Raw genomic sequence first — 23,407 nt, 5'->3', positions numbered from 1 at the left:
CTTTGCCCGAGCCGATCCCCCGCCATGCTGTCCCTCCCCCTGCCCGTCACGGCCGCCGACGCCTTCGGTGCTGCCGCCTTCGCCGGTTCGTGCCTGTGGCCGCTGATGAAGAAGCGCCGCGCCCTGCTGGCCGGGCAGGCTGCCACCAACCTGATGTTCATCACCCACTATGTGCTGCTGGGCGCGCACACCGCCGCGGCGCTTTGCCTGCTGGTGGTGGCGCAGGCGCTGGCCGCGCTGCCGGAAGGGCGCAGCCGCTGGCAGACGACGATCTTCGCGGCGACGGTGCCGGGCATCGCCGCCATCGCGCTGTTCACCTGGTCCGGCCTGCCCTCGGCGCTGTCCAGCCTGGGCATCACCTTCTCCACCCTTGCCCGCTGGCAGTCGGACGCGGTGCGCATGCGCATTCTTCTGCTGGTGGCCGGTGGGTTCTGGGTCAGCCACAACGCGCTGGTGATGTCGCCCTTCGCCATGGCCTCGGACGCCTTCTGTGCCGCCGCCAACCTGCTGCGCCTGCGCGGCGCGCTGCGCAAGGACCAGGCTCCGGCAGCGGTGCCCGCCGCAAATGCCAACGCGCTGCCCTCCGGCGCTGCTGCCGCCTGAGCCGGCTTCACTGGAACGGGCTAACGCCTCCGGACGGGTTCTCCCTGTCCGGAGGCGGTCGAATTGGGCACTGGCGCACCGGCACCGTCGCGCCTAAAAGAGGCCTCGTGCACCGCAACGGCAGCGACGAAGGACGGCCCATTCATGCTGAAGCGTCTTTACGACTGGACCATGGCCAAGGCCGCGTCGAAGGATTCGACCGCCTGGCTGGCCGGGGTGTCCTTTGCCGAAAGCTCCTTCTTCCCGCTGCCGCCGGACCTGCTGCTGGTGCCGATGGTCATCGCCAACCGCAAGGCGGCGTGGAAGCTGGCGACGATCTGCACGCTGGCCTCGGTGGTCGGCGGCATCGCCGGCTATATGATCGGCTATTTCCTGTACGAGACGATCGGCCGCTGGGTGATCGAGTTCTACCACCTGACCGACAAGTTCGAACAGCTGCGCCACACCTTCGTCGAGTACGGGGCGGAAATCCTGATCATCAAGGGCATGACGCCGATCCCCTACAAGCTGCTGACCATCACGGCCGGCGTGGCGCATCTGCCGCTGTGGGTGTTCATCGGCGCCTCGATCATCTCGCGGTCGATCCGCTTCTATCTGGTCGCGGCTCTGCTGTATTTCTTCGGCCCACCGATCCGCGCCTTCATCGAAAAGCGGCTGACGCTCGTCACCAGCGTGTTCGCGGTGGCGCTGATCGGCGGCTTCCTGGTGGTCAAGCTTCTGTAAGCCGCCACCCTCTTCCAGATAGACAGGACTTCCATGCCTCCGCGCGGGCGCCCGCCCCATCCCAGCCGCGCCCGTTCCCGGACCGCCGCCCCCGCCATCCCGTCCGCCCCGGAGCCCACCGAATCGCGCAAGCTGTTCCGCGTGGCCGGGCTGTCCGCCGTCTCCGCCCTGTTCACCCATGAACCGGAGCGGGTGGAGCGCCTGTTCTTCGACGAGCGGCTGAAACCGGCGGTGGGCGCCTTCTGCAAGGCGATGGCGGCGGCCCGCAAGCCCTACCGCATGGTGGAGGCGGACGAGCTGGCGAAAGTCGCCGGCACGGTTCTGCACGGCGGCGTGGTGGCGCTGATGGCGCCGCGGACGCTGCCGCTGTTCGACACCGAGGCCGCGCGCCGGGCGACGGAGCCGCTGCTAATCCTGGACGGCGTCGGCAACCCGCACAATCTGGGCGCAATCCTGCGCACCGCCGCCTTCTTCGGCCTGCCCCGCGTCCTGGTCTCCGACCATCCCGGCCAGGCATTGCCGTCCGAGGCCGCTTATCGCGTGGCGGAGGGCGGGTTCGAGTGGGTGGCGCTGGAGCGCGCGCCCGCCCTGCCGGCCGTGCTGAAGCGGCTGCGCGCCAGCCACCGGGTGTTCGGGACGGCACTGGACCAGACCCGGCCGACCGTCGATGCCGGCGCCCTGACCGGATGGCGCGGCAAGCAGGGGGCGAAGCCGCCGGCGGTCGTGCTGGGCAACGAGGAGGACGGCATTCCGCCGGCCACGCTGGCGGCCTGCGAGGCGGTGCTGACCATCCCCGGCAGCGGCCGCGTCCAGTCGCTGAACGTCGCCGCCACCGCCGCCATCCTCATCCACGCGCTGGCCGCCGGGTAAGGGCTGCCTTCAGCCGAGCGCCGCAATCAGCACCACCGCCACCAGGGCGACGGACGCCAGCGGCAGCAGCTCGACGCCATTGCGCGTCCAGCTGGGAACGGCGGCATGATGGCCGCCGGCATGGCCATTCGCGATATCGTCGGCCCAGCCGTGGCGCGACGGCACCGCACCGGGAGCCGACACCGCCGGGGCGGCCGGGTTCGCCATGTCGACGACACCGTCGCCGCGGTGATACTCACCGGTCTGCCGGGCCAGCGCCGGATTGGGCCGGCCCTGCATCAGGCGGGAATCGTCCAGCTCGACCTCGACCCCGGCCGCCTCGACCCGTTCGATCACCGCGGCGGTTTCCTCCGGCGTCATCGTGTCGACGGGCAGGATGCCGCCCAGCGCCTCGGCGCTCAGCCGGTTACCGTTGCGGCGGCCATGGTCGATCAGGGATTGGATCAGGCGCTCGTCGGTGGTGCTGGCCATGATGGCTCTCCTTCTCAAAGATCCTCGCGCGATACAGGGTCAAACGCGCGAACCCCTCCGAAGGTTCACCGACTTGCCGCAGCCCGGCCGCCACCCGACATAAGAGGTCACTCCAACGGATCGTCACTAATGGGAGACCCGACCATGCTGGGGCATTTTCTGCGCAAGCCGGCGACGCTGCCGACGCCGGAGGAGGCGCTGCCCGGCCGCAGCCAACCCGTTCCGGTTCCCGAACAGCACCATGTCAACGGCCATCGCCTGACCGGTCCCTATCCGCCGGGGCTGGAGGTCATCGACCTCGGGCTCGGCTGCTTCTGGGGGGCGGAGCGCAAATTCTGGCAGGTTCCCGGCGTCTGGGTGACCGCCGTCGGCTATCAGGGCGGCCATACCCCGAACCCGACCTATGAGGAAGTCTGCTCCGGCCGCACCGGCCATACCGAGGCGGTGCGCGTCGTCTACGACCCGGCGATGGTGACGGCGGAGGACCTGCTGCGCGTCTTCTGGGAGTCGCACGATCCGACCCAGGGCATGCGCCAGGGCAACGACGTCGGCACCCAGTACCGGTCGGCCGTCTACATCCACAGCCCCGCCCAGCAGGCGGCGGCGGAAGCGACGCTGGCGGCCTATCAGGAGCGGCTGGCCCAGGCCGGCTACGGCCCGATCACCACCGAGATCCGCGAGGCTCCGCCCTTCTACTTCGCGGAAGGCTACCACCAGCAGTATCTCGCCAAGAATCCAAACGGCTACTGCGGCCTGGGCGGCACCGGCGTCACCTGCGCCGCCTGATGAAGCGCGGGTAAAAGCCGGAGTGTGGCGCCCCTGACGGGCTTAGCCCTTGCGGTTGCGCCACACCGGCCCTTGCGGGTATGGTTCGGGCGGCTCTTGAAAGCTCCGGCGGCATCATCCCGCGGGAGCGCCGCCCGTCCAGCTGCGATTGTCATGACCAAGGAAAGAACCGAGCTGGCGACGCCGTATCTCAGCGGCCTGCTCGAATTCTGGCTCACCAAATCCGTCGCCGGCCGGCCGCCGGTCCCCAGCAGCATCGCCCCGGCCGACCTGCGGCCATGGAAGGACAACATCGCCGTCTTCGAGGTGATCGGGGAGGAAGCCGGCACCTTCGTCTATTCCTATTACGGCAAGGCGCTGGCCACCGCCTTCGGCCAGTCGCGCCTGGGCGCCACGCTGGACGACCTGCCGCCGGAACAGCGGGCATTGCTTCAGCCGGAATACGAGACGGTGCGCCGCGAACGGCTGCCTGTCGCCCGCGTCCACACCGCGGTCTTCGGCGGGCGCACCCGCAGCTTCGAACGGCTGGTGCTGCCGATGTCCAGCGACGGCGTCAGCATCGACAAGCTGCTGGTCGCCGCCTATGAAATGACGCCGCGCGAGCTGGCGGCACGCCCTCCCCTGCCGGGCGGCTCCTCCTCCGGTCCCGTCCCCCTCACCGTTCAGAAGCCCGGAGCCACGGCATGAGCCCGCGTATGCCGCATCTCGCCGCCCCGCCGACCCAGGCGGGGGTGGTGACCGCCGACGAGTTCAATCTCTGGTGCGCGCTGAACGGCCGCCCGTTCAATCTCGTCCCCAACCCGCGCCCCGATGGCCGCGTGATGTGGGATGTCGAGGTTCTGCCCGGCACCCCGCGCGCCGGGACCGTCTATTCCACCAACCTGTCGGACGAAGCCCTGGCGGTGGTCGCCGGCTTCGCCTTCCTGTCGGGCGTCGAATGGGCCTACGAGGCGCGCGACCCGGCGGAGGCGGAGGCAGCCGCAGCCCCGTGCGAAGCCGCCCCGGCGGCGGAGGCGGCAACCGCCATCCCCGGCCCCGCCGCAGCCCCGGTGGCGCCCTGCGCGCCCGCCGCCTCGGCCGCGCCGGCGGACTATCCCGCAGTTTATTCGCTGCCCACCGTCTCGCTGCTGCAGACCCCGCCGCCGCGCCCGGTGCAGCAGCATGACGAATCGGTTCTGGCCCGCAACGCGCGGATGCTGGAAACCGTCCTGAAGAACTTCCGCGTCCGCGGCGAGATCATGGATGTCCGCCCCGGCCCGGTCGTCACCCTCTACGAGTTCGAGCCGGCGCCCGGCACCAAGTCGGCCACCGTCATCAACCTGACCGACGACATCGCCCGCTCGATGAGCGTGGTCACCGCCCGCATCGCCATCGTCCCCGGCCGCAGCGTCATCGGCGTCGAGCTGCCGAATCCGGTGCGCGAGATGGTCTATTTGCGCGAAAGCTTCGACCACGACGCCTTCCGCAACACCACGGCCCAGCTCGCCATCGCGCTCGGCAAGGACATCAGCGGCGAACCGGTGGTGGCCGACCTCGCCCGCATGCCGCATCTGCTGGTCGCCGGCACCACCGGCTCGGGCAAGTCGGTGGCGATCAACACGATGATCCTGTCGCTGCTCTACCGGCTGCCGCCGGAGCGCTGCCGCTTCATCATGGTCGATCCCAAGATGCTGGAGCTGTCGGTCTATGACGGCATCCCGCACCTGCTGACGCCCGTCGTCACCGATCCCAAGAAGGCGGTGGTCGCCCTGCGCTGGGCCGTGCGCGAGATGGAAAGCCGCTACGAGGCGATGTCCAAGCTCGGCGTGCGCAACATCGAGGGTTACAACGCCCGCATGGCCGAGATGATCGCCAACGGCGAGAAGATGCCCCGCCGCACCCCGGCGCCGGGCGAGCCGGAGAACGTCTTCGACCTGACGCCGTCGGAACCGACGCCGCTGCCCTACATCGTCGTGATCGTCGACGAGATGGCCGACCTGATGCTGGTCGCCGGCAAGGAGATCGAGGCGGCGATCCAGCGCCTCGCCCAGATGGCGCGCGCCGCCGGCATCCACCTGATCATGGCGACGCAGCGTCCGTCGGTCGACGTCATCACCGGCACCATCAAGGCCAACTTCCCGACCCGCATCAGCTTCCAGGTCACCAGCAAGATCGACAGCCGCACCATCCTGGGTGAAGCCGGGGCGGAGCAGCTGCTGGGCCAGGGCGACATGCTCTACATGCAGGGCGGAGGCCGCATCACCCGCGTCCACGGTCCCTTCGTCTCCGATTCGGAGGTCGAGGAGATCGTCCAGTATGTGAAGGCTCAGGGCGCCCCCAACTACGTCACCGCCATCACCGAGGAGGAGGAGGAAGCCGCCGCGGTTGAGGATGAGGACGGCGGTTCGGTCGCCACCGGTGACGACCTCTACATGCAGGCCGTCAACCTCGTGGTCCGCGAGGGCAAGGTGTCGGTCAGCTTCATCCAGCGCCAGCTCCAGATCGGCTACAACCGCGCCGCCCGTCTGGTGGAGCGGATGGAGACCGAGCGCGTCGTCGGTCCCGCCAACCACCAGGGCAAGCGCGAAGTCCTGCTGTCCCACGCCGGCCTGTCGGCTAAGCGCGCAGGCGTGTGATCGGTCCTCCGGAGGAGCTTTCTTCCCCTGTGAAGAGGGCTCCTCCGGTTGGGAGACGACGGTAAGCAAGCAAAAGGCTCCCCATGGACCCGAAGCCCCATTTCGAGACCCTCGCCCGCTACAACCGCTGGGCCAACCGCCGCCTGTACGAGGTTGCGGCCCAGCTGTCCGACGCTCAGTTCCGTGAGGATCGTGGAGCCTTCTTCGGCTCTGTCCGCGGCACGCTGAACCATATCCTGGTCGCCGACCGGGTGTGGCTGGAGCGGATCGAGGGAGAGGGGCCGAAGCCGTCGTCGCTCGATGAAATCCTCCATGACGGCTTCGCCGGCCTGCGCACCGCCCGCGAGGCGGAGGACGAGCGCATCCTGCGCGTCCTGGCAGCCACCCCGGCGGAACGGTTCGAGTCGGTCCTCTCCTACCGCAGCATGGCCGGCACACCACATGAGCTGCCCTTCGCCCAGATCGTCACCCATATCTTCAACCACCAGACCCACCATCGCGGGCAGGCCCACACGCTGCTGAGCCAGTTCGGGCTGGACGCGCCGTCGATCGACTTCGTCTATTTTCTGCTGGAGACGAAATGAGTCAGACAGGAAGCAGGCCCATCACCGACCTCGCGGCTCTGGAAGCTCTTTATGGCGAGCCGGCCGCTCCTTCCATCGCCAAGGAAGTGCCGGCGCTGACCCCCGGCTACCGCGCACTGATCGAGGCGTCGCCCTTCTTCGTTCTCGCCACCAGCGGGCCGGATGGTCTGGACGCCTCGCCGCGTGGCGACGAAGCCGGCTTCGTCCGGGTGGCGGACGACCGTACCCTGCTGATCCCCGACCGCCGCGGCAACAACCGCATCGACAGCCTGCGCAACATCCTGGCCGATCCGCGGGTCGGTCTGCTCTTCCTGGTGCCGGGACTAAACGAGACGCTGCGGGTCAACGGCCGCGCCGTGATCGACACCGACCCGGCCTTGTGCGAGAGCTTCGCCGTCGACGGCAAGCCGCCGAAGTCGGTGCTGGTCGTCACCATCGAGTCGGTGTTCTTCCAATGCGGCCGCGCCCTGCTGCGGTCCCGCCTGTGGGACCCGGCGGTGCGGATCGAGCGCAGCAGCCTGCCGTCGGCGGGGGCCTTGCTGGCAGAGGCCAGCGCCGGACGCGAAGGCGGCGACGCCTATGACCGGTCGCTGGCCGAGCGGATCCCGAAAACGCTCTATTGAACCGTCAACGGGTCAGCCCCCGACGGGACGGCGACATCGTCGCTCTCCGGCTCCCCGACTGCGGGCAACCTGATGGTGAAGACCGATCCGACACCGAGCGTGCTTTCCACCGTCAGCGCACCGCCATGGGCGGCGGCGATCCGCTGCGTCATGTAAAGCCCGAGACCGGCCCCCTTGGTTCCGCGCGAGGACGAGGCACGGAAATAGATCGAGCCGATCCGCTCGACCTCCTCCGGGCTCATGCCGTGGCCCTGGTCGGCGACGCGGATGACAAGGTCTTGCCCCGCCAGGTGCGCCGTCACCCTGACCGCCGTCTGGGGCGGCGAATAGCGCAGCGCATTGCGCACGAGATTGGTGACCGCCACCCCGAGGAAGGACAGGTCGACCCGCAACATCCGGTCTGTCGGCTCGACCGTCACCGACAGCCTGGTCTCATTCTCCGCTCCGGCCAGCCCGTCCAGCGACTCGTCCATCAGCAGGTCGAGCGGCACCACCTCCGGCTTCAGCGCCAGTGCCCCCTGGTCCAGCGCATCCGCCGACAGGAACAGTTCCACCAAGTCGGACATCCGCCGCGTGGTTTCGACGATGCGGCGCACACGGGTTTGCATCGATGGAACCCGCACCTCGCCCGACAGCTCGATCATCTGGGCCGCTCCCTGGATGGCGGCCAGCGGGGTGCGGAACTCATGCGACAGCATGGCGATGAAGGTGCGCTGTTCCTCCGCCCGCTTGGTGGCGAAAGCCGACTCCTCCTGCGCCCGCACCCGCTCGCGTTGCAAGTCGCGGATGCGCAGCGCCAGACCGGTCCCCAGGCACAGCATCGTCCCCAGCACGGCGATCTGATAGGGATCGGCGAACAGCCAATCCACCGGCAGGGTTCCGCGCACCGTGAACTGGGTCATGGTGTTGCCGGCGATCGCGATCAGCCCGCTGACAGCGTAATAGCGGGCGCTGGTGTCGGCGGGATTCCTGACCGCCTGCACGATCGACAGGACGGCGCCGGCCAGTGTCCCCACCGTGGCAAACAGCAGCACAACCGGATTGGTGATCGAATAGGTCCAGGAGACGGCGCTGGGAAGCGACAGCAGCGCCATCCAGCGGATGCCGACATAGAACCAGTGCAGACGCGGATGACGGACCCGCAGGTCGAGGATGCGGTCCCACATCGAGGCCGATGCGGCGACACCGAGAAAGGCGCTGCTGCCGACCACCAGATTCTGCAGCCACCCGGGCATATCGGGCAGCAGGATCGACGCGATCCCGCCCGAGAACAGGTAGAAGACGAAGACGCTTCCCGCATAGCCGGTGAAGGCCAGCAAAGCCCTGTCGCGCAGAAGCATTCCCAGCGACACATACCCCATGATCAGGATCGCCAGCACACCGAAGAACACACCCAGGAACAGCAGGTTCGTCACCTGGAGGCCGGCATAGTCCGGCACGGCGTAGACCGCCGCCCGCATGGTGATGGAACTGACCGACTCGACACGAAGATAGAGGGAAACCGGTTTACCCTCCGGCAGGGTCAGCCGCGTGGTGTGCAGCCGGGTCTTCATCGGCCTCTGGCTGAAGGGAACGAAATCGCCCATGCGGATGATGCTGTAGCCGGCCGCATCGCCGGCCATGGCCCGATCGGGAACATAAAGGTCGAGGTGATCGATGTAGGCTTCGCCCAGCTCAATGATCCAATCGGCCGGTGCGCCGGCCTCACGCAGCAGATCGAACCTGTACCAATGGATATCGGGGGTCTGCCCTGCCCCGCGGAAGACTGTCTGCCGCTCGAACCGCCCCTCCGCATCGGCCCTCAGCACATCGCCGAAGCCGAGCGCATGATCCCGGTCGATCAGCCGGGCAAAATGGCCTGCAAGCGATGCACGGTCCGTCGACACCGTCAAAGGCAGGGGCTCCGCCGCCTGCACTTCGGCTGGAGCCACCGTCTGCGTCCCCGTCTTCGCCCCACCCTGCGCCCATCCGGCCATCGGCAGGCCAAGTGCCGCAACGAACGCAAAAAGCCACAGGATCAGGCCGAAAAGCCGGATATGCCGGAAAGCCGGAGCCAGCAGATCTGTCCGGCAGATCACAGGCGGGAGCCATCGCTTGGAAGTCCGGTCGACAATCGTCCCCTCCCACGTCTAAAGGCTCGAAATCACACACAAAAGTGATAAGCCTGAAGGAATAGGATAACAAAAGACGCTTTGGACGCAATGCGAGCAGCTATCAGAAACGATCATGCGACAGGGGGATGGCCGGCTTCCGGCGGTCCATCCGTCACAGGCAACCGAATGGTGAAGATGGAGCCCTGATCGCGCACGCTCTCCACCGTCAGGGTTCCGTCATGGGCGGCGACGATCTTCTGCGTCATGTAGAGCCCCAGCCCCGACCCCTTGGTTCCGCGCGACGACGAGGCGCGGAAATAGATCGAGCCGATTCGCTCCACCTCCTCCGGGGTCATGCCGAGGCCCCGGTCGGCGACGCGGATGACGATGCCGCCTCCATCATCGAAGGCGCTCACCCGGACGGCTGTGTCCGCCGGCGAGTAGCGCAGCGCGTTCTGCACCAGATTGCCGATGGCCACCCCCAGGAAGGGCGCATCGACCAGCATCGGGCGGTCGGGCGCGTCGATCGACAGCTCCAGCCGCTCCTCCGCTTCCGTCCCCGTCAGGCCGCCCAGCACCTCGTCCATCAACTGGCCCAGTGCCACCGGTTCCGGCTTCAGCGCCAGCGCCCCCTGGTCGAGCGCATCGGAGGACAGGAAAAGATCCACCAGCTCGGCCATCTTGTGGGTGGTGCTGCGGATGCGTTGCAGGCGGGTCAGCGCCGACGGCGACTCCACCGCGCCCGACAGTTCGATCATCTGCGCCGCGCTGTCGATGGCGGCCAGCGGGGTACGGAATTCGTGCGACAGCATGGCGACGAAGCTGCGCTGCTCCTCCGCCCGCTTGGTGGCGAAGGCCGATTCCTCGCGGGCGCGCAGCCGCTCCGCCTGAAGCCTGCCGATGCGCAGGGCCAGACCGGTGCCCAGCACCAGCACCGCCACCATCGAGGCGACCTGATAGGGATCGGCGATGAAGAAATCGGCAGGCAGCACGCCGCGCAGGATCAGTTGGGCCATGATCAGCCCGGTCAGCGACACCAGGGTGCTGGCCAGATAGAAGCGCGGGCTGAGATCGCTCGGGTTCAGCCAGGCCATGCGTGCGGTCAGCACCAGTGCGATCACCACCACGACCAGCGCCGACAGGGTCACCACCGGGTTGGTCAGGGCGTAGAGCGGTGAAACCGTCGTCGGCAAGGCCAGCAGAACCAGCAGGGCCAGCCCCTGATAGCAACGCGCCAGCTTCGGCGCCCTGGTCTGCAAATCAAGAATATAGACCCACATGATCAGTGCCGTGGCAAAGCCGAGGAACCCGCTGCCGCCCACCAGCATGTTCATGAGCCAGCCCGGCAGATCCGGCAGCAGGGCTGCGCCGATGCCGTTGGCGAACAGGTAATAGCAGAAGACCGTGGCGACATAGGCGGTGTAGGACAGCAGCGCCCCGTCACGCAGAAGCAGGCCCAGCGCGACGTAACCTAGGACCAGAATGCCCAGCACACCCAGGAAAAACCCCTGGAACAGCAGATCCTTGGTCTGGTGGCCGACATAGGCGGGGGGAGACCACAGCCGTGCCGACAGGCGGATAGCGCTGACCGAATCGACGCGCAGGTAAAGCGAGACCGGCTTTCCCTCCGGAAGGGTCAGCGGCAGGCTGTGCAGCCGGGTCTTCATCGGCCGCTGGCTGAAGGGAACGAAGTCTCCCAGCCGGACCAGCCGGTAGGCCGCAGGATCCTGCGGCCGGCCCGCGGCTCCGCCCGCCTTCGGAATGAAGAGATCGAGATGGTCGATATAGGCTTCGCCCATCTCCAGCAGCCAGTCCGCCGGCGCACCGGGTTCACGCATCAGGTCGAAACGGTACCAATGGATGTCGCGGGTCTGGCCGACACCGCGGAAATCCTCACGCGGTTCCATCTGCCCATCGGCGTCGGCCTTCAGGATGGCGGCGAAGTCGAGCTTGCGGTCGGGATCGACCAGCCGGGCGAAATGACCGGCCAGGGTGGCGCTGGCGGTGGCTGGCCCGAGCCGAAGCGGCTCTACGCCGGAGACCGTGGCGGCGGCTGTGCCGGCGAACCACAGAAGAAGCGCCGTCAGCAGGGCGATCGGCCCCGCCATCCGACGACAGGAAGCGGATGAGGTCGGGGAACCGGCATTGCGCCCATCACGGCCGTTCTGCCGGGCAGAAGGGCGGCGATTCCAGCCCCGCCATTCCCTGCCGTTGTTCGCGTCCTTCATCATCGCCGGCTATCGATAAAGATAAAGTTTTAGGAAAAGATTAAGCTTGTATGCATTTCGTCCTTCCAACTCTTCTGGTTCCCGGCCGTCGTCAGATGCGTGAAGGGGACAGCTTGAACTCCACCACCGTGTCGGTAGAGGCAAGGGCGCTGACGAGCGCCATCGGATCGGGGTCGCCTCTGCCCTGAAGCACCAGCTGGCATTCGAACTGGCCGCTGCCGTTGGCGAGGTGGAAGGCCCAGTCGACCACTTCGAACCCATGTTTCTTGGCCTGCGCCCGCAATTCCTCCGGCGGCGGAGCCTTGTCGCGTGGGAAGACCAGCGTCAGGTGGACCACCGACTGGTGGGGCAGCAACCGTTCGACCGGCCGCAACAGGCTCATCACCAGGATGGTCAACAGCGCCGCGGCGATGGCGACCGCATAGAAGCCGAGCCCGATGACGATGCCTATGGCCGAGGTCGCCCAGATCGATGCGGCGGTGGACAGGCCGCGGATCGACAGCCCCTCGCGCATGATGACCCCGGCGCCGAGAAAACCGATGCCGGTGACGATGCCCTGGATCACCCGCGTCGGATCGCCGGCCAGGGCGGCCGCGTGCGGCGCCCCCTGCGTCCCAATGCCGCCATACCACATGGAGGAGTAGGCGTTGACCACCGTCAGCGCGGCCGAGGCCAGGCAGACCAGCCCGTAGGTCCGCATCCCGGCCGCCCGCCCGTGATAGCTGCGCTCGTACCCCAGCAGCAGCCCGACCGCCAAGGCTCCCAAAAGATGCAGCAGGATCAATCCATTGGTCGCCAACTCGGCCGGCGACCAGTAGGAGCGCAGCAAATCCATGGCCCATTCCATTCCCGATCGAGGCTTCGGATGAAGACCTCAACCGCAGTCTAGCGCAGCCCGGCCCGTGGCGCCCGCGCGGCGGAAGGCACCATTCCGTCACAGGCCGCAAATGGCCCCAGTTGACCTGAGTCAATTCCCGCCCGCCAGAAAGTATCGATACTAAGGGCCGAAAACCAGTACCTAAGGACCATCCGCAAGGGTTGGCACCGGGACCGGTTCGACCTGTTCCCGCTCCGACCGAGAGTGCCGCCATGAGGCCCATCACCTCCCCCGTCCTGTCCCATCCGTCCGACCGGAAGGCGACCGACTCCGCACCGGCCCCGACCCGCCGGGCCGAAGGGCTGATGTTCCTGTCGCTGGCAGTGCTGGTCTGGCCGGTGATCGCCGTCGGCACCGTCTCCGCCTACGGCTTCTCGATCTGGATGTACCAGCTCCTCACCCACTGAGCCCAGCGCTCCGCCAGGACCGACATGCCCCGCGCCCCCGAAGTCCACATCTCCAGCCTCGTCATACAGCACAGCCCCGACCGCACCGACGCGGTGCGCGAGGCGGCGGCCTCCGTCGCCGGGCTGGAGTGGTGTGCCGCGGAGAACGGCAAGGCGGTGGTGACGCTGGTCACCGCCAGCGCGGCCGAGGTCGTCGACCGCATCGCCCTGCTGAACGCCATTCCCGGCGTTCACACCACCACCATGGTCTACCACCACTACGAACCCGCGGACGCGATCGACGCAGCCTGACGCCCCTCCCCTGGGCCGTCACCCGGATCCTCACCCAGGCGCGCCGTTTCCGCCTTTTCCCGACCGAATTTCCTCCGAACCTGGAGTCCTCCTCATGTTTCTGTCCCGCCGCGATTACCTGAAGGCGCAAGCCGCCGCTGCCGCCGCCGCGGCGGCCGGAATCTCGCTGCCCGCGTCCGCCGCCAACATCCTGACCGGCGAAGGCGCCAAACTGACCTGGTCGAAAGCACCCTGCCGGTTCTGCGGCACCGGCTGCGGTGTGATGGTCGGCGTCAAGGACGGCCGCGTCGTCGCCACCCATGGCGACGTGAAGGCCGAGGTGAACCGCGGCCTGAACTGCGTGAAGGGCTATTTCCTGTCCAAGATCATGTATGGCGAGGACCGGCTGAACCAGCCGCTGCTGCGCATGAAGGACGGGAAGTTCGACAAGGATGGCGAGTTCGAGCCGATCAGCTGGGACGCCGCCTTCGACATCATGGCCGCCAAATGGAAGGAGACCCTGAAGAAGAAGGGTCCGACCGCCGTCGGCATGTTCGGCTCCGGCCAGTGGACCATCTATGAGGGCTATGCCGCCTCCAAGCTGATGAAGGCCGGCCTGCGCTCCAACAACCTCGACCCGAACGCCCGCCACTGCATGGCGTCGGCGGTGGCCGGTTTCATGCGCACCTTCGGCATGGACGAGCCGATGGGCTGCTACGACGACATGGAGCAGGCCGACGCCTTCGTGCTGTGGGGCTCCAACATGGCGGAGATGCACCCCATCCTGTGGACGCGCGTCACCGACCGCCGCCTCAGCCACCCCGGCTGCAAGGTCGCCGTCCTGTCGACCTACGAGCACCGCAGCTTCGACCTCGCCGACATCGGCCTGGTCTTCACCCCCGGCTCCGACCTGGCGATCCTCAACTACATCGCCAACCACATCATCAAGACCGGCCGGGTGAACAAGGAGTTCGTCGAGAAGCACTGCAACTTCAAGCGCGGCCGCGACGACATCGGCTATGGCCTGCGTCCCGACAACCCTTTGGAGAAGAAGGCGAAGAACGCCGACAAGGCCAACGACTCCGACCCGATCAGCTTCGACGAGTTCGCCAAATTCGTCGAACCCTACACGCTGGACAAAGCGCATGAGCTGTCGGGCGTGCCGAAGAACCGGCTGGAGGCGCTGGCCGAGCTGTATGCCGACCCGAAGGTGAAGGTCGTGTCCTTCTGGACCATGGGCTTCAACCAGCATGTCCGCGGCGTCTGGGCCAACAACCTCGTCTACAACATCCACCTGCTGACCGGCAAAATCTCCCAGCCCGGCTGCGGCCCCTTCTCGCTGACCGGACAGCCGTCGGCCTGCGGCACCGCGCGCGAGGTCGGCACCTTCTCCCACCGGCTGCCGGCCGACATGGTGGTGACCAACCCCGAGCACCGCAAACACGCCGAGGAGATCTGGAAGCTGCCGGAGGGGACCATCCCCGACAAGGTCGGCTACCACGCCGTCCAGCAGGACCGCATGCTGAAGGACGGCAAGCTCAACGCCTACTGGGTCATGTGCAACAACAACATGCAGACGGCCCCGAACACGGCGAAGGAGACCTTCCCCGGCTACCGCAACCCGGAAAACTTCATCGTCGTCTCCGATCCCTACCCGACCGTGACGGCGCTGGCCGCCGACCTGATCCTGCCCACCGCCATGTGGGTGGAGAAGGAGGGCGGCTACGGCAACGCCGAGCGCCGCACCCAGCTGTGGCGCCAGCTTGTCGATGCGCCCGACGGCGCGCGGTCCGACCTGTGGCAGATCATGGAGTTCTCCAAGCGCTTCCGCATCGAGGAGGTGTGGCCGGAGGATCTCTTGAACAAGAAGCCGGAGCTGCGCGGCAAGACCCTGTACGAGGTGCTGTTCCGCAACGGTCAGGTCGACCGCTTCCCGCTCTCCGACCTCGACCAGAACTACAACAACCAGGAGGCCAAGGACGCCGGCTTCTACGTCCAGAAGGGCCTGTTCGAGGAATATGCCTCCTTCGGCCGCGGCCACGGCCACGATCTGGCGCCCTTCGAGCAGTACCACCAGGAACGCGGCCTGCGCTGGCCGGTGGTGGACGGCAAGGAAACCAAGTGGCGCTACCGCGAAGGCTCCGACCCGTACGTCAAGGCCGGCGAGGGCATGCGCTTCTACGGCAACAAGGACGGCAAGGCCAACGTCTTCGCCCTGCCCTACGAGCCGCCGGCCGAAGCGCCCGACACCGACTATCCCTTCTGGCTCAGCACCGGCCGCGTGATCGAGCATTGGCACAGCGGGTCGATGACGCTCCGCGTTCCGGAGCTGCGCAAGGCCTTCCCGAACGCCGTGGTGTTCATGCACCCCGACGACGCCAAGGAACTCAACGTCCGGCGCGGGCAGGAGGTGCGCGTCACCTCCCGGCGCGGCGAGGTCCGGGTGCGGGTCGAAACGCGCGGGCGCAACAAGCCGCCGCGCGGCCTGGTCTTCGTCCCCTTCTTCGACCACACGGTCCTCATCAACAAGGTGACGCTCGACGCCACCGATCCCATCAGCAAGCAGACCGACTACAAGAAATGCGCGGTCAAGATCACGCCCGTCGCGAACGCCTGAGGAGTGCCGGCATCATGAAGACCCGTTTCCTGATCGCCGCGCTGGCGCTGCTGGCCGGCATCCCGGCCCTGACCATCGGCGTCACCTCCGGTGTTGTCGCCGCCGACAAGCCCGTCGTGATGGCGGACGCCACCGGCACCGTGGGGGGGATCAAGGTCCCCTCCACCAACCATCCGATCACCACGGATGTCCCGGCCGAGGCGACCCACCGCGAGATCACCGACGACCAGAAGCGCGTGCGCAACTATGCCGACCAGCCGCCGCTGATCCCGCATGCCATCCGCGACTATCAGATCGACCTGAACATCAACAAGTGCCTGACCTGCCACGACCGCCGCAACACGGCCGGCTCGCAGGCGCCGATGCTGTCGGTCACCCATTTCCAGGACCGTGACGGCCAGACGCTGGGCACGGTGGCGGCGCGCCGCTATTTCTGCACCCAGTGCCATGTGCCGCAGACCGACGCCCAGCCGATCGTTCCCAACAGCTTCCAAGACTTCGACTCGGTCCTGGGCCATGCCCAAGGCGGCCAGAAATGAAAATCCGCGACGCCGTGCTGTGCCTGTGGCGGCTGTTCGCCCGCCCCAGCGTCCATTTCAGTCTGGGTTTCCTGACGCTGGGCGGCTTCATCGCCGGCGTCGTCTTCTGGGGCGGCTTCAACACCGCGCTGGAGGCCACCAACAAGGAAGCCTTCTGCATCAGCTGCCACGAGATGCGGGACAATCCCTATGAGGAGCTGAAGCAGACCATTCACTTCACCAACCGGTCCGGCGTGCGCGCCAGCTGCCCGGACTGCCACGTCCCGCACCAATGGACCGACAAGATCGCCCGCAAGATGCAGGCGTCGAAAGAGGTCTGGGGCAAGATCTTCGGCACCATCGACACCCGCGAGAAGTTCCTCGACAAGCGCCGCGAACTGGCCGAGCACGAATGGGCGCGGTTGAAGTCGAACAACTCGCTGGAATGCCGGAACTGCCACAGCGCGGACTCGATGGACATCACCAAGCAGAATCCGCGCGCCGCGAAGATGCACGAGACCTATCTGTTCACCGGCCAGAACACCTGCATCGACTGCCACAAGGGCATCGCCCACCACCTGCCCGACATGCAGGGGATCGAGCCGGGCTGGAGCATGAAGACCAGCCAGAAGTAAGGATCCGAGCAAGAAGTAGCCCCGTCTCCGGAAGGAGCGGGGCTGTTTGCGTTTCCAGGGTATTTATCGACGATGCCTCACCCCAGCAGCGCCACCGCCGACAGCGCCAGCAGCGTCACCAGCACCGCCTCGCCCAAGCCCACCAGCCCGCGCAAGCCCAGCGCCACCCACCAGCTCGCCCAATCGCGGCGGTGGCGGACCTCCTTCAGCAGGCGTTCCTGGATGCCGGCGACGGTACGGCGGGCCGACAGGCTGGCGATGCCGCCGACCAGCGCCACCAGTCCGGTGCCCAGCACGAAATACAGGGCACCCTTCCAGCCGACGAAATGGTCGGGGTCGTTCAGGTAATGCCCGGCACCGACGACGATCCACACCGCCGCCGGCCAGACGCCGACGATCTCCGGACCGGGCCCTTCTCCCTTCGGTCCTTCTCCGCTTTGCGTGTCGCCCATCGCCGCCCCCTCAACCACCCGGCACATGGCGGTAGGCCAGCACCCGCGTCGCCGGCCCGCCCTCGACGTCGGCCAGCGGCAGCAGCAGCTCGACGAACTTCGCCCCCGGCAGCATCGGGTCGTCGCGCACCAGCAGGCAGCGCGGCTCGCCGCTTTCCAGGCAGGTGCGCAGGTCGGACAGCCAGCGCTGCGCCGCCTGCTCCGGGTGGCAGTCGGTCACCCGCCGCGTCGTCGGCCGCTCGGCCAGCCGGCGTTGCAGGGCGCGGCCACAGGACTTGTAGACGAAATCGCTGCCGTCGGCCGTCGGCTCCATCAGGGCGGTGCGCGGCACGCTTTCCCGCACCTGGGCGGTGTCGATCTCGCTTGCCAGCGGCATGCGGCGCTTGCGCTTCAGCCTCACCCAGTGGGTGTAGAGGATGCGGACCTGCGGCGTCTGCTCCACATCGATCACGTCGGCCCGGCAGGGCGGCGGCGGCAGGTCCAGCACCGGAGTCGCCACCGGCGCCGACGCGAAGGCCGCTGCCGCCGGCACCGGCTGGGAGACCGGCTGCGGAATGGGCCGCGAGGCTGCGGCGGTGACCAGCGTGTGCGCCTGTCCCGCCGGCGTATGGCCGATCCGGCCGCCATGCTTCTTCAGCATCGGCAGCGGCGCCCAGGCGGTGCAGGTGTGATAGCCCTTGGTGATGCGGCGGTAGTCCTGGCTGCTGGCGGTGCGGCATTCGCCCTCCACCCCGTGGCGGGCAACATGCACCAGCGTATTGTCCTCCGACAGCGCGCGCTCGCCGCCCCACGAGACGCAGGCGGCGCAGGCGCGGCTGTCCTTGGCGAATGCGTGGCTCATCGGGGCGTATCTCCAATGGGTATGCGAAATGGGAGAAGGGGAATTGATGCGTCCCTTTCCCCCGCGGTTCAAGACCCGCATGGGGCGGCGGTGCCGTGCCCGAGATTCAGTCATGCGAGGGTGACATCCATGCCACCCCTTCCCCCCCGGCCCGGAACCCCCTATAAGGGGGCCTTGCACGACATGCCCATCCCGCTCTCCGTCTCCGGTCCCCCGGTGCCGGGGGGTTTTCGGCTGACCACATTTCAGAGAAGCGGACCCATGCCCAAACGCACCGACATCAAATCCATCTGCATCATCGGCGCGGGTCCGATCGTCATCGGACAGGCTTGCGAGTTCGACTATTCCGGCGTTCAGGCGTGCAAGGCGCTGCGCGAGGAAGGCTACCGGGTCATCCTCGTCAACTCCAACCCGGCCACCATCATGACCGACCCCGGTCTGGCCGACGCCACCTACATCGAGCCGATCACCCCGGCGGTCGTCGCCAAGATCCTGGAGAAGGAGCGTCCCGACGCCCTGCTGCCGACCATGGGCGGCCAGACCGCGCTGAACACGGCGATGGCGCTGTCCGACGACGGCACGCTGGAGCGGCTCGGCGTGGAGATGATCGGCGCCAAGCGCGACGTCATCGCCAAGGCCGAGGACCGCATCCTGTTCCGCGACGCCATGGACAAGCTGGGCCTGGAGTCGCCGAAGTCGCGCATGGTCCGCACGCTGGACGAGGCGATGGACGCGCTGGAGCTCGTCGGTCTGCCGGCCATCATCCGTCCCAGCTTCACGCTGGCCGGCACCGGCGGCGGCATCGCCTATAATCGGGCGGAGTTCGAGGACATCGTGCGCGGCGGCCTGCGCGCCAGCCCGGTCGGCGAGGTGCTGATCGAGGAATCGGTGCTGGGCTGGAAGGAATACGAGATGGAGGTCGTGCGCGACGGCGCCGACAACTGCATCATCGTCTGCGCCATCGAGAACATCGACCCGATGGGCGTCCACACCGGCGACTCGATCACCGTGGCGCCGTCGCTGACGCTGACCGACAAAGAATACCAGATCATGCGCGACGCCTCGATCGCCGTGCTGCGCGAGATCGGCGTCGACACCGGCGGCTCGAACGTCCAGTTCGCGGTCAACCCGGCCAACGGCCGCCTGATCGTCATCGAGATGAACCCGCGCGTGTCGCGCTCCTCGGCGCTGGCGTCGAAGGCCACCGGCTTCCCCATCGCCAAGATCGCCGCCAAGCTGGCCGTCGGCTACCGGCTGGACGAGCTGACCAACGACATCACCGGCACCACGCCCGCGAGCTTCGAGCCGACGATCGACTACGTCGTCACCAAGATGCCGCGCTTCACCTTCGAGAAGTTCAAGGGCTCGGAGCCGCTGCTGACCACCTCGATGAAGTCGGTGGGCGAGGCGATGTCCATCGGCCGCACCTTCCAGGAGTCGGTGCAGAAGGCCCTGCGCTCGATGGAGACCGGCCTGACCGGCTTCAACGAGGTGAAGATCGGCGGGGACGAAAACCCTGACCGCACCGCCATCCGCGGCGCGCTCGCCACCCCGACCCCCGACCGCCTGCTGGTGATCGCCCAGGCCTTCCGCCACGGCTTCACCGTGGACGAGGTGCAGGCCGTCTCCAAGTACGACCCGTGGTTCCTTGAGCAGATCAAGGCGATCACCGACCGTGAGGCGGCGATCCGCGCCGACGGGCTGCCGACCGACAAGGCCGGCTGGCTCAAGCTGAAGCAGATGGGCTTCTCCGACGCCCGTCTGGCCGAACTGGCCAAGACCACCGAAGCCGCGGTCGCAGCATCCCGCCGCATGGCCGGCGTCACCCCGGTCTACAAGCGCATCGACACCTGCGCCGCCGAATTCGCGTCGGCCACCCCCTACATGTACTCGACCTACGAGACCGACGGGACCGGCGAGGCGGAGTGCGAATCGGACCCGACCGACAAGCGCAAGGTCGTCATCCTCGGCGGCGGTCCGAACCGCATCGGCCAGGGCATCGAGTTCGACTATTGCTGCGTCCATGCCGTCTACGCCCTGCAGGAGGCCGGCATCGAGACCATCATGGTCAACTGCAACCCGGAGACCGTCTCCACCGACTACGACACCGCCGACCGCCTGTATTTCGAGCCGCTGACGGCCGAGGACGTGGTTGAGCTGGTGCGGGTCGAGCAGCGCAACGGCACCGTCCTGGGCTGCATCGTGCAGTTCGGTGGCCAGACCCCGCTGAAGCTCGCCGCCGCCTTGGAGGCCGCCGGCATCCCGATCCTCGGCACCTCGCCCGACGCCATCGATCTGGCCGAGGACCGCGAGCGCTTCCAGAAGCTGCTGCACGAGCTGAACCTGAAGCAGCCGGCCAACGGCCTCGCCCGCTCGCTGGAAGAGGCGGAGGCCGTCGCCAGCCGCATCGGCTTCCCGGTCGTCATCCGTCCGTCCTACGTGCTGGGCGGCCGGGCGATGGAGATCGTCCACGACATGGCCGGGCTCCAGCGCTACATGGGCACCGCCGTGCAGGTGTCGGGCAAGAACCCGGTGCTGATCGACAGCTACCTCCAGGACGCCATCGAGGTCGATGTCGACGTTGTCTGCGACGGCACCGACGTCTATGTCGCCGGCGTGATGGAGCACATCGAGGAGGCCGGCATCCATTCCGGCGACAGCGCCTGTGCCCTGCCGCCCTACACGCTGCCGGCCGACATCATCGCCGAGATCAACCGCCAGTCGGACGCGCTCGCCCATGCGCTGAAGGTGGTCGGCCTGATGAACGTGCAGTTCGCGGTCAAGGCCGGCACCGTCTACATCCTGGAGGTCAACCCGCGCGCCAGCCGCACGGTGCCCTTCGTCGCCAAGGCCACCGGCACCGCCATCGCCAAGATCGCGGCCCGCATCATGGCCGGCGAGAAGCTGTCCGCCTTCACGCTGAACGGCCCGACGCCGCCGCACACCGCGGTAAAGGAAGCGGTATTCCCCTTCGCCCGCTTCCCCGGCGTCGACATCGTTCTGGGTCCGGAGATGAAGTCGACGGGCGAGGTCATGGGCCTCGACCACAACTTCGCGCTGGCCTTCGCCAAGGCGCAGCTCGGTGCCGGCGTCACCCTGCCGGTCAAGGGCAGCGTCTTCGTCTCGGTCAAGGACCACGACAAGCCGGCGCTGGCGGTGATTTCCAAGAAGCTGCACGAGATGGGCTTCCGCATCCTCGCCACGTCCGGCACCGCCAAGGTGCTGAGCGATGCCGGCGTGCCCGCGGAAACCATCAACAAGGTGGTCGAAGGCCAGCCGCACATCGTCGACGCCATGATCAACGGCAACGTGCATCTGGTCATCAACACCACGGAAGGCGCCCAGGCCCTGTCCGACAGCTTCAGCCTGCGTCGCACCGCGCTGACCTACAACATTCCGTACTATACGACGGTGGCAGGAGCACGCGCAGCGGTGGAAGCGATTGCCGCACTCCGGAACGGCAGCCTTGAAGTCGCCCCGTTGCAGTCGTACCTTAGCGGATCGTATTAAGGACGGACGACGGCGCGGCGGACCTCCTCCGCGCCGTCTTCGTCCTTGATGTCGCTTTGGACAGGTCGAACGACTGCAAGCGGTGATGGACCGAACATGGAAAAAGTTCCGATGACAGCGGCGGGCTTCAACCGCCTCCAGGAGGAATTGAAGCACCTTAAGATCACCGAACGCCCGGCGGTCATCAAAGCCATCGCGGAAGCCCGCGAACATGGCGACCTTTCGGAAAACGCCGAGTATCACGCGGCGCGCGAACGTCAGAGTTTCATCGAAGGCCGCGTGCTGGAGTTGGAGGACAAGATCAGCCGTGCCGAGGTCATCGACCCGGCCAAGCTGACCGGCAACACCGTGAAGTTCGGCGCGACCGTGACCCTGGCCGATCAGGACACGGACGAGGAGACGACCTATCAGATCGTCGGCCAGGATGAGAGCGACATCAAGAACCGCCTCCTGTCGATCCAGGCGCCGCTGGCCCGCGCCCTGATCAACAAGTCAGTCGGCGACAGCGTCGAGGTGTCCACCCCCGGTGGTTCCAAGCTGTACGAGATCGTTTCGGTCGAGTTCCGTTGACGTTTCGACCGCCCTCTCCCATCCCGGGAGAGGGCGGTTGCCCCCTTATCCCCCCAGCTTTTCCCTGAAGAAGTCGTTCACCCGCCGGATCGCGTCCGAGCGGGCGTCTTCGTCCGTGCCGACATGGGCGGTGCCGCCGGGGGCGGTGGCGAGATCCTTGCGCTTGCGCACCGGCGCGTCCGGCGCGTCGAAGCCGTGATAGGCATCGGGATAGACCACCAGATCCACCTTGCCCTTGACCCCGTCGCGACCCGCCAGCTCGACGCAGCTCTCCGGCGGCGTCCAGTCGTCCTTGCCGCCGACCAGCAGCAGAAGCGGGCCGTCGGGCTGCCAGTCCTCCTTGCTCAACGCCGCCTTGCAGCCGGGGTAGAAAGCGACGGCGGCGCGGAAGCCGCCCTCCTCGGCGCCGGCCGGTCCATCCTCGCCGGCGCCATAAGCGACCATCACGGTGCTCGCTCCCTGCGACCAGCCGATCAGACCGATGCGGTCATGGTCGACCTCCGGCCGCTTGCGCAGGAAGGCCAGCGCCGCCCAGGCATCGCGCTTGCGTTCCACCGTGGCGCGGACAGTGCGGTCCTTCAGCGCGGTGGTGCAGACCTCCTCCACATCGCGCGGACCGAAGCTGTCGACCATCAGCACCTCGTAGCCCTGCCGTTGCAGGTGGGTGGCCCACCAGACATGGCGCGGCGACACCCGGCCATTGCGGGCATAGAGGCCGCCGCAGCCATGCAGCATCACCACCGCCGGGTGTGGGCCGTTGCCCGCCGGGCGCAGCAGCCGACCGCTAAGCATCGTCGGCGTGCTGCCGGTCAAATCCCCGTCGACGGACGGAAAGCGCACGATCTCCTCGGCATGGACGCCGACCGCGGCCTGCGCGGGCGCCGCCGACAGGGTCAGCCCCCCAACCGCGATCACGCCCGCCGCGATCCCCCCGGCACCGGCATACAGCACCGCCCCCAACACAGCCGCAAGACCGCGGGTGGAAGCCTTCATTCTGCAGCGTCCCCGACCTCCGGCGCCTGCCCCGACGGCGGCGCTCGCGGTTGCAATATTAAACCTCCGCGATGCGGAAGGCCATGGGCGCCCGGCATTTGTCCCCGCCCGCACACCCACT

The 23,407-nt window shown here is 67.5% G+C and carries 22 protein-coding genes; 15 read left to right on the top strand and 7 right to left on the bottom strand.

The window, feature by feature from the left end:
• The first annotated feature begins 24 nt into the window (after positions 1-24).
• The 3 genes from CRT60_RS23145 to CRT60_RS23135 all read left to right on the top strand — a co-directional run bounded on the left by CRT60_RS23145 (position 25) and on the right by CRT60_RS23135 (position 2,196).
• Positions 25-603, top strand: a complete 579-nt coding sequence (locus tag CRT60_RS23145; RefSeq protein ID WP_098738935.1) for a YgjV family protein — start codon at positions 25-27, stop codon at positions 601-603.
• A gap of 144 nt (positions 604-747) precedes the next feature.
• Positions 748-1,326, top strand: a complete 579-nt coding sequence (locus CRT60_RS23140) for a YqaA family protein (protein ID WP_085090362.1) — start codon at positions 748-750, stop codon at positions 1,324-1,326.
• A 33-nt stretch (positions 1,327-1,359) separates the two neighbouring features.
• The gene (locus CRT60_RS23135) at positions 1,360-2,196 is read left to right on the top strand and encodes a TrmH family RNA methyltransferase (protein WP_098738934.1); all 837 of its coding nucleotides are present in this window, start codon (positions 1,360-1,362) and stop codon (positions 2,194-2,196) included.
• A 9-nt stretch (positions 2,197-2,205) separates the two neighbouring features.
• Here the strand turns inward: CRT60_RS23135 and CRT60_RS23130 are convergent, their stop codons facing one another.
• Complete coding sequence (locus CRT60_RS23130; protein ID WP_098738933.1) at positions 2,206-2,667, bottom strand: hypothetical protein; 462 nt, start codon at positions 2,665-2,667, stop codon at positions 2,206-2,208.
• 144 nt (positions 2,668-2,811) lie between these two features.
• Here CRT60_RS23130 and msrA point away from each other — a divergent pair, with 144 nt between their 5' ends.
• The 5 genes from msrA (at position 2,812) to CRT60_RS23105 (ending at position 7,275) form a co-directional block, all read left to right on the top strand.
• Positions 2,812-3,453 carry a peptide-methionine (S)-S-oxide reductase MsrA gene (gene msrA, locus CRT60_RS23125; protein ID WP_098738932.1) on the top strand — a complete coding sequence of 214 codons (642 nt, stop codon included), beginning with the start codon at positions 2,812-2,814 and terminating at the stop codon, positions 3,451-3,453.
• A gap of 153 nt (positions 3,454-3,606) precedes the next feature.
• Positions 3,607-4,140, top strand: a complete 534-nt coding sequence (locus CRT60_RS23120; RefSeq protein WP_098738931.1) for a PAS domain-containing protein — start codon at positions 3,607-3,609, stop codon at positions 4,138-4,140.
• Positions 4,137-6,068: a DNA translocase FtsK gene (locus CRT60_RS23115; RefSeq protein WP_098738930.1), complete on the top strand. Its 1,932-nt coding sequence runs from the start codon at positions 4,137-4,139 to the stop codon at positions 6,066-6,068. Before CRT60_RS23120 ends, CRT60_RS23115 begins: the two co-directional genes overlap by 4 nt.
• Positions 6,069-6,151: 83 nt before the next feature.
• Positions 6,152-6,652 carry a DinB family protein gene (locus tag CRT60_RS23110; RefSeq protein ID WP_098738929.1) on the top strand — a complete coding sequence of 167 codons (501 nt, stop codon included), beginning with the start codon at positions 6,152-6,154 and terminating at the stop codon, positions 6,650-6,652.
• Positions 6,649-7,275 (top strand): pyridoxamine 5'-phosphate oxidase family protein, encoded by a 627-nt coding sequence (locus CRT60_RS23105; RefSeq protein WP_098738928.1) that lies wholly within the window; start codon positions 6,649-6,651, stop codon positions 7,273-7,275. Before CRT60_RS23110 ends, CRT60_RS23105 begins: the two co-directional genes overlap by 4 nt.
• On the opposite strand, the gene CRT60_RS23100 is transcribed toward CRT60_RS23105, so the two are convergent.
• From CRT60_RS23100 to CRT60_RS23090, 3 genes are all read right to left on the bottom strand, one after another.
• Positions 7,269-9,206, bottom strand: a complete 1,938-nt coding sequence (locus CRT60_RS23100) for a sensor histidine kinase (RefSeq protein ID WP_244592710.1) — start codon at positions 9,204-9,206, stop codon at positions 7,269-7,271. The genes CRT60_RS23105 and CRT60_RS23100 overlap by 7 nt on opposite strands.
• A 293-nt stretch (positions 9,207-9,499) precedes the next feature.
• Positions 9,500-11,476, bottom strand: coding sequence for a sensor histidine kinase (locus tag CRT60_RS23095; RefSeq protein ID WP_280177241.1), 1,977 nt, complete (start codon positions 11,474-11,476; stop codon positions 9,500-9,502).
• 211 nt (positions 11,477-11,687) lie between these two features.
• A complete protein-coding gene (locus CRT60_RS23090; RefSeq protein WP_098740986.1) occupies positions 11,688-12,431 on the bottom strand; it encodes an MgtC/SapB family protein in 744 nt (247 codons plus the stop codon).
• A gap of 254 nt (positions 12,432-12,685) precedes the next feature.
• On the opposite strand from CRT60_RS23090, the gene CRT60_RS23085 reads away from it, so the two are divergent.
• The 5 genes from CRT60_RS23085 to CRT60_RS23065 all read left to right on the top strand — a co-directional run bounded on the left by CRT60_RS23085 (position 12,686) and on the right by CRT60_RS23065 (position 16,920).
• Entirely contained in the window at positions 12,686-12,880 is a 195-nt protein-coding gene (locus tag CRT60_RS23085; RefSeq protein ID WP_098738926.1) for a periplasmic nitrate reductase, NapE protein, read from the top strand.
• A 24-nt stretch (positions 12,881-12,904) separates the two neighbouring features.
• Positions 12,905-13,171, top strand: coding sequence for a chaperone NapD (locus tag CRT60_RS23080; protein WP_098738925.1), 267 nt, complete (start codon positions 12,905-12,907; stop codon positions 13,169-13,171).
• A 94-nt stretch (positions 13,172-13,265) separates the two neighbouring features.
• Positions 13,266-15,767: a nitrate reductase catalytic subunit NapA gene (gene napA / locus CRT60_RS23075; protein WP_098738924.1), complete on the top strand. Its 2,502-nt coding sequence runs from the start codon at positions 13,266-13,268 to the stop codon at positions 15,765-15,767.
• A 14-nt stretch (positions 15,768-15,781) separates the two neighbouring features.
• Complete coding sequence (locus CRT60_RS23070) at positions 15,782-16,306, top strand: nitrate reductase cytochrome c-type subunit (protein ID WP_167421804.1); 525 nt, start codon at positions 15,782-15,784, stop codon at positions 16,304-16,306.
• A complete protein-coding gene (locus tag CRT60_RS23065; RefSeq protein ID WP_098738922.1) occupies positions 16,303-16,920 on the top strand; it encodes a cytochrome c3 family protein in 618 nt (205 codons plus the stop codon). The genes CRT60_RS23070 and CRT60_RS23065 overlap by 4 nt, the downstream gene beginning before the upstream one ends.
• 77 nt (positions 16,921-16,997) lie before the next feature.
• On the opposite strand, the gene CRT60_RS23060 is transcribed toward CRT60_RS23065, so the two are convergent.
• Together CRT60_RS23060 and CRT60_RS23055 are read right to left on the bottom strand one after the other, a co-directional pair.
• Positions 16,998-17,372 carry a hypothetical protein gene (locus tag CRT60_RS23060; protein WP_098738921.1) on the bottom strand — a complete coding sequence of 125 codons (375 nt, stop codon included), beginning with the start codon at positions 17,370-17,372 and terminating at the stop codon, positions 16,998-17,000.
• A 10-nt stretch (positions 17,373-17,382) separates the two neighbouring features.
• A complete protein-coding gene (locus tag CRT60_RS23055) occupies positions 17,383-18,213 on the bottom strand; it encodes a PAS domain-containing protein (RefSeq protein ID WP_098738920.1) in 831 nt (276 codons plus the stop codon).
• Between the two features lie 261 nt (positions 18,214-18,474).
• Here CRT60_RS23055 and carB point away from each other — a divergent pair, with 261 nt between their 5' ends.
• Positions 18,475-21,723 carry a carbamoyl-phosphate synthase large subunit gene (gene carB, locus CRT60_RS23050; RefSeq protein WP_098738919.1) on the top strand — a complete coding sequence of 1,083 codons (3,249 nt, stop codon included), beginning with the start codon at positions 18,475-18,477 and terminating at the stop codon, positions 21,721-21,723.
• A gap of 96 nt (positions 21,724-21,819) precedes the next feature.
• On the top strand, positions 21,820-22,293 hold the full coding sequence (gene greA / locus CRT60_RS23045; protein WP_063633617.1) for a transcription elongation factor GreA: 474 nt from the start codon (positions 21,820-21,822) through the stop codon (positions 22,291-22,293).
• A 45-nt stretch (positions 22,294-22,338) separates the two neighbouring features.
• On the opposite strand, the gene CRT60_RS23040 is transcribed toward greA, so the two are convergent.
• Positions 22,339-23,286 carry a dienelactone hydrolase family protein gene (locus CRT60_RS23040; RefSeq protein WP_167421802.1) on the bottom strand — a complete coding sequence of 316 codons (948 nt, stop codon included), beginning with the start codon at positions 23,284-23,286 and terminating at the stop codon, positions 22,339-22,341.
• Positions 23,287-23,407: the final 121 nt, after the last annotated feature.

The organism is Azospirillum palustre, from assembly GCF_002573965.1.
GTDB classification, from domain to species: Bacteria; Pseudomonadota; Alphaproteobacteria; order Azospirillales; family Azospirillaceae; genus Azospirillum; species Azospirillum palustre.
The sequence above is the reverse complement of the archived record's forward strand: the minus strand, read 5'-3'. Positions and strand labels throughout refer to the sequence as shown.